This is a genomic window from Mesorhizobium sp. P5_C1, from assembly GCF_054049815.1.
In genome coordinates, this window is sequence record NZ_JBFULQ010000427.1 from 1 (window position 1) to 4,832 (window position 4,832).

The following is a 4,832-nucleotide window of genomic DNA, read 5'->3' on the forward strand; positions in this document are numbered from 1 at the left end:
GCTATGCCCGTATCGTGCGCATGTCGGCGCAGCAGGCGCTTCCTAAAAGCTTCCGCACGCTCTGTAAAGAGTGGTTTGCAAGCAAACGCGCCTTAACCTCTGCGCCAGAAATCGGGATAGCTGACGACCAGCCCGTCGCGGTCGATCTCCAGCTCCCGCTTGAAGTCGCTGGCGCGCGATTCGTAGAGATATCGCCTGCCCTCTTCGAGGCATGTGTAGCGCTGCGGGTTGGCGACGACGGTGAGGGCCGGGAAATCGATGAAGGCGGTGGTGATCTCGGCACTTTGTCCCGTCGAAAGCCGCAATCGCCGGATCGGCAGCGTGTTGGTGAACGGCGTGACGGTGAGATCAGGGTCGAGGACGCCGTCGAGCTCGGGCATCGGCAGGCCATCCCTGGTCCAGCGACCATCGCCGTCGGCGGCAAGGACAAGTGTCTGGCCGCTGCCGATCACGTCGACCATGACACTCCTGGCATGCCAGTTCGCGTTGCAGGCGATGCGGTAGCGCACCGCAAAAGGCGTTTCACCAGAGCAGATCACGACAGAGTCGGCCGAGACTTCCCCTGCCCGCTCCTGCAGCAGCAAGTGTTCGAGGCCGGGGCCATCCCACTCGTGCCAGCGCACGATATTCATATCTTCCAGCATCAGCCCGACACCTCCCGTGGCGACTGGAGACTACTTTGTTTCCGGCGGCCTGTACGGCCCACCCGGCACGCCCCAGCCCCAGGCCGGCATCGGTTCCGTCTCGGGATCGCAGGTCTCGCCGAGATTGGAGTTCATCTTGGCCAGCCGCGAGCCCCATTCGACATAGCCCATGAAGGCCGAGCGGAATTCAGGATCGTCGGGCAGGCCGACCGCGTCGGCGGCATCGGCCAGAAGATTAATCCAGCGGCGGCGCTGCTCCTCGGTCAGATGCTTGCCCAGGTGGTGCATGACCATCTCGCGGTGGCCGCCAAATTTTTCGCTGTAGGTTTTCGGTCCGCCGAAAACCTCGCCGATGAACGCCGCAACGTGGGCCGGATGGTCCGGCGACATGCTCCTGAACACCGGCCCGACGACCGGGTCGCGAAGCACCTTGTCGTAGAAGGTTTCCGTCAGCCGGTTCAGCGCCTCGGTGCCGCCAGCCCATTCGTACAATGTCGGGACGTCCTGGCTCATTTGTTTCCTCCACTGGCCCCTTAAGCAGCGCCAGAGATGGCAATGCCGGGGTGACGATAGCGGAACTATCGGGGATGGCTCAACCTGCCTCGACGGCCAGTCCGCCCGACCGTGCTGCCGAAACTATGACTTGGTGGGCGCGTTGGCCTGCATCCTGGGCGCCGACACCAGGCGGCAATTGCCTGGCTTCGGGGCCGATTTGCAAATGGAAGCGCCGGTCAGTTCATCCGCCGATTGAGGCCCTGTCGTCAGCCCGACTTTGAGCATCTTCCTGGGATCGAGCTGCCGTTGGCTCGAATGGAGCTTTATCGCGGCAAACAGGTCAGGCCCAACCGCCATCTCTTCGAGATAGGTCTTGACCTGCTGGTCCAGTTCCAGCGACCGCAAGCGCAACCGCGCATGGGGGCCGACCAGGCGTCTGACGCCGCCCGCAAGCATGATCGGACAGGCTGCATCGCATTCGCCCAACGCATCATTCGTGAGCCCGACATAGACGCCGTCCTGAGCCGTGCAGCCCGGCTTTTCCGGCTCGCATTCCATGAACTCCGTGCGTGCGACCGCCACGTCGAGCCTGCGTTCGCGGATCAGCCTTCCGGCGGCAAGAGCACCGGACAGGTCGCCTCCAGGCGAGTTGATCACGACGGGCAGCCGCCGATCCCCCAGGGTGCCGAGCAATTCGCGCAGCTTCTGTGGCGTCTCGGCGGTAATCCTGCCTTCCGCTGCGATCCACTCCGGACAATCGGGATCGCAGAGGAAACTCTTGCCGCGCACCAGAACGAAGCGCATGTCGGCGACATTGTCCTGCTGGACGGTTTCGGGTCCGATCGGCGCGATGGCGGCGGGCTCGACTTTTCCCACCTCGGCAGCGGCCGGCCGCGTGGCCTTGTCTGCCGGAGGCGGGACTTCCCGGCAATTTCCGGGCAATGGAGTGGCGCGGCAGATGGTTCCCGCGGTCAACAGGTCGACGGAATCCAGGCTGGTGACCATCCTCATCCGAAGCATGTTTTGCACTTCCAGTTGGTGGATTGCGCTGGCCGGGGTGTCCTTCATCGTTTCGAGCACGCCCGGTCCGACGCCCATCCCGTCGAGATAGGTCGCCAGCCTTTTCTCCACCGCCTTGCTCATTTCGTAGGTCTTGTAGCTGCCGGCACTCTTCCGGCTGACGATCCTTGTGCTGAGTACCTTCTTCTTGCCGCCCACGATTCGATAGGTGGTGCGATATTGCAGTTTCGTGCGGATATAGGTCGTGGTGATCTGATGGACGCCGAGATAGGCCGATTCACCGACCAACCGCCGGATACCGCCGGCAAACATCAGCGGACAGGCGGAATTGCACATCGCGCCGCTGGCGTAGGCATCGCCGAAATAGCGGACGCCGCTGCCATCGTTTTCCGCGCAGTCCTTCGCATCAGGCAGACAGCCGTCGAACCGGGTCTTGCCGACAGCGATATCGAGCTTGTTCTTGCGGATCAGCCGGCCAAGCGTGAGCGCCGCCTCGACGTTGCCGCCGGGAGAATCGACGACGATCGGCAGGTTTCGGCCGCCAAGCGTCTTGAGCATGCGTTTGAACAGAACCGGCGTCCGGGCCTCTATCGAGCCTTCGGCGGAGATCCATTCCGGGCAGATCGGCTCGCAGCCCGGTGCGTTGCTGCGGACGACGACGAAGCGCATCGTCGGACCGAGATCCGGCGCCGTATCCGTTGCAAAGGCGGCATGCCCCGCGACAAGCGACGCCAGCAGGCAGATCAGCCACAGCGACCACAAAGCCCGACGATGCAAAAGGCGCCCTGGAACCATTTGGAAAAGCCCCGCCATGCAAGCTATCCTAGACGAGGTGCAAAGGCTTGCAACAGGGTTCGACCGACAACACCCGACGACCGCCGGGCAAAAGGAAAAGGGCGGCCCCAAGGACCGCCCTTTATGTCTCGAACCTGACCCAGCGGATGCCGGGGTCGGTTATTCCTTGATGGTGACGACGATGCCGGCACCGACGGTGCGGCCGCCTTCACGGATAGCGAAGCGCAGCTTCTCTTCCATGGCGATCGGCACGATCAGCTCGACATCGACCGTGATGTTGTCGCCCGGCATCACCATCTCGGTGCCTTCCGGCAGCGACACGATGCCGGTCACGTCCGTCGTGCGGAAATAGAACTGCGGACGGTAGTTGGTGAAGAACGGCGTGTGACGGCCACCTTCGTCCTTGGTCAGGATGTAGGCTTCGGCCACGAACTTCTTGTGCGGCTTCACCGTGCCCGGCTTGGCCAGAACCTGGCCGCGCTCGACACCTTCACGGTCAACGCCGCGCAGCAGCGCGCCGATGTTGTCGCCGGCCTGGCCCTGATCGAGCAGCTTGCGGAACATCTCAACGCCGGTGCAGGTCGTCTTGGTCGTCGGACGGATGCCGATGATCTCGAGTTCCTCGCCGACCTTGACCACGCCGCGCTCGACGCGACCGGTCACAACCGTGCCACGGCCCGAGATCGAGAACACGTCTTCGATCGGCATCAGGAACGGCTTGTCGAGCGGACGAACCGGGGTCGGGATGTAGGCGTCGACCGCAGCCATCAGCTCGCGGATCGCGTCCTCGCCGATCTTCTTGTCGGAATCTTCCAAAGCAGCCAGAGCCGAGCCCTTGACGATCGGAATGTCGTCGCCGGGGAACTCGTTCTTGGTCAGCAGCTCACGAACCTCGAGCTCGACCAGTTCGAGCAGCTCGGCGTCGTCGACCTGGTCGACCTTGTTCAAAAATACCACGATCGACGGCACGCCGACCTGACGGGCAAGCAGGATGTGCTCGCGGGTCTGCGGCATCGGGCCGTCGGCAGCCGACACAACCAGGATCGCGCCGTCCATCTGCGCGGCACCGGTGATCATGTTCTTCACATAGTCGGCGTGCCCGGGGCAGTCGACGTGAGCGTAGTGGCGGTTGGCCGTCTCGTATTCGACATGCGCCGTCGAGATCGTGATGCCGCGCGCCTTCTCCTCAGGTGCCGCGTCGATCTGGTCATAGCGCTTGTATTCGCCAAAATACTTCGTGATCGCCGCCGTCAGCGACGTCTTGCCATGGTCAACGTGACCAATCGTGCCGATGTTCACATGAGGCTTGTTACGCTCGAATTTACCTTTTGCCATGTGATGTCTCCAATCCTGCTCGCCCGTGCGGGCCTTGAATTAAGTTACCGCTGCAACCCGTTCGAGTTACGCGTATTTCTTCTGAACTTCCTGGGCGACCGCGGTCGGCACAGGCTCATAGTGATCGAACTGCATGGTGTAGGCCGCGCGGCCCTGGCTCATCGAGCGCAGGTTGTCGACGTACTTGAACATGTTGGCGAGCGGCACCATCGCGTTGATGACCACTGCCACGCCACGTGCTTCCTGGCCCTGGATCTGGCCGCGACGGCCGTTCAGATCGCCGATGACGCTGCCGACGTAGTCTTCCGGCGTCACCACTTCGACCTTCATGATCGGCTCGAGCAACTGCACGCCAAGCTTGGGTGCGGCTTCACGGAAGCAGGCGCGGCCGGCGATTTCGAAGGCCAGAACGCTGGAGTCAACATCGTGGTAAGCGCCGTCGATCAGCGTCGCCTTGACACCGATCATCGGGAAGCCCGCGAACGGACCCGAGGTCATGACGCTGTTGATGCCCTTTTCGACACCGGGGATGTATTCCTTGGG

At 62.8% G+C, this 4,832-nt stretch carries 4 protein-coding genes and 1 pseudogene; all 5 read right to left on the bottom strand.

Annotated elements, in window-relative coordinates:
- Positions 1 to 92: 92 nt before the first annotated feature.
- Positions 93 to 644, bottom strand: coding sequence for a putative glycolipid-binding domain-containing protein (locus tag ACXJ7R_RS24935; RefSeq protein ID WP_095090663.1), 552 nt, complete (start codon positions 642 to 644; stop codon positions 93 to 95).
- A 30-nt stretch (positions 645 to 674) separates the two neighbouring features.
- Positions 675 to 1,157, bottom strand: coding sequence for a group II truncated hemoglobin (locus ACXJ7R_RS24940; RefSeq protein ID WP_457154153.1), 483 nt, complete (start codon positions 1,155 to 1,157; stop codon positions 675 to 677).
- Positions 1,158 to 1,280: 123 nt separating this feature from the next.
- On the bottom strand, positions 1,281 to 2,954 hold the full coding sequence (locus tag ACXJ7R_RS24945; protein WP_457154154.1) for a hypothetical protein: 1,674 nt from the start codon (positions 2,952 to 2,954) through the stop codon (positions 1,281 to 1,283).
- 159 nt (positions 2,955 to 3,113) lie between these two features.
- Complete coding sequence (tuf, locus tag ACXJ7R_RS24950; protein WP_013531404.1) at positions 3,114 to 4,289, bottom strand: elongation factor Tu; 1,176 nt, start codon at positions 4,287 to 4,289, stop codon at positions 3,114 to 3,116.
- A gap of 66 nt (positions 4,290 to 4,355) precedes the next feature.
- Positions 4,356 to 4,832: pseudogene (fusA, locus tag ACXJ7R_RS24955) on the bottom strand (elongation factor G); the annotation flags it as partial.

Bases quoted from the DNA above. Each gene is read 5' to 3' on its own strand.
- ACXJ7R_RS24935 (WP_095090663.1), bottom strand. From the start codon at position 644: ATGCTGGAAGATATGAATATCGTGCGCTGGCACGAGTGGGATGGCCCC.
- ACXJ7R_RS24945 (WP_457154154.1), bottom strand. From the start codon at position 2,954: ATGGTTCCAGGGCGCCTTTTGCATCGTCGGGCTTTGTGGTCGCTGTGG.
- tuf (WP_013531404.1), bottom strand. From the start codon at position 4,289: ATGGCAAAAGGTAAATTCGAGCGTAACAAGCCTCATGTGAACATCGGC.
- ACXJ7R_RS24940 (WP_457154153.1), bottom strand. From the start codon at position 1,157: ATGAGCCAGGACGTCCCGACATTGTACGAATGGGCTGGCGGCACCGAG.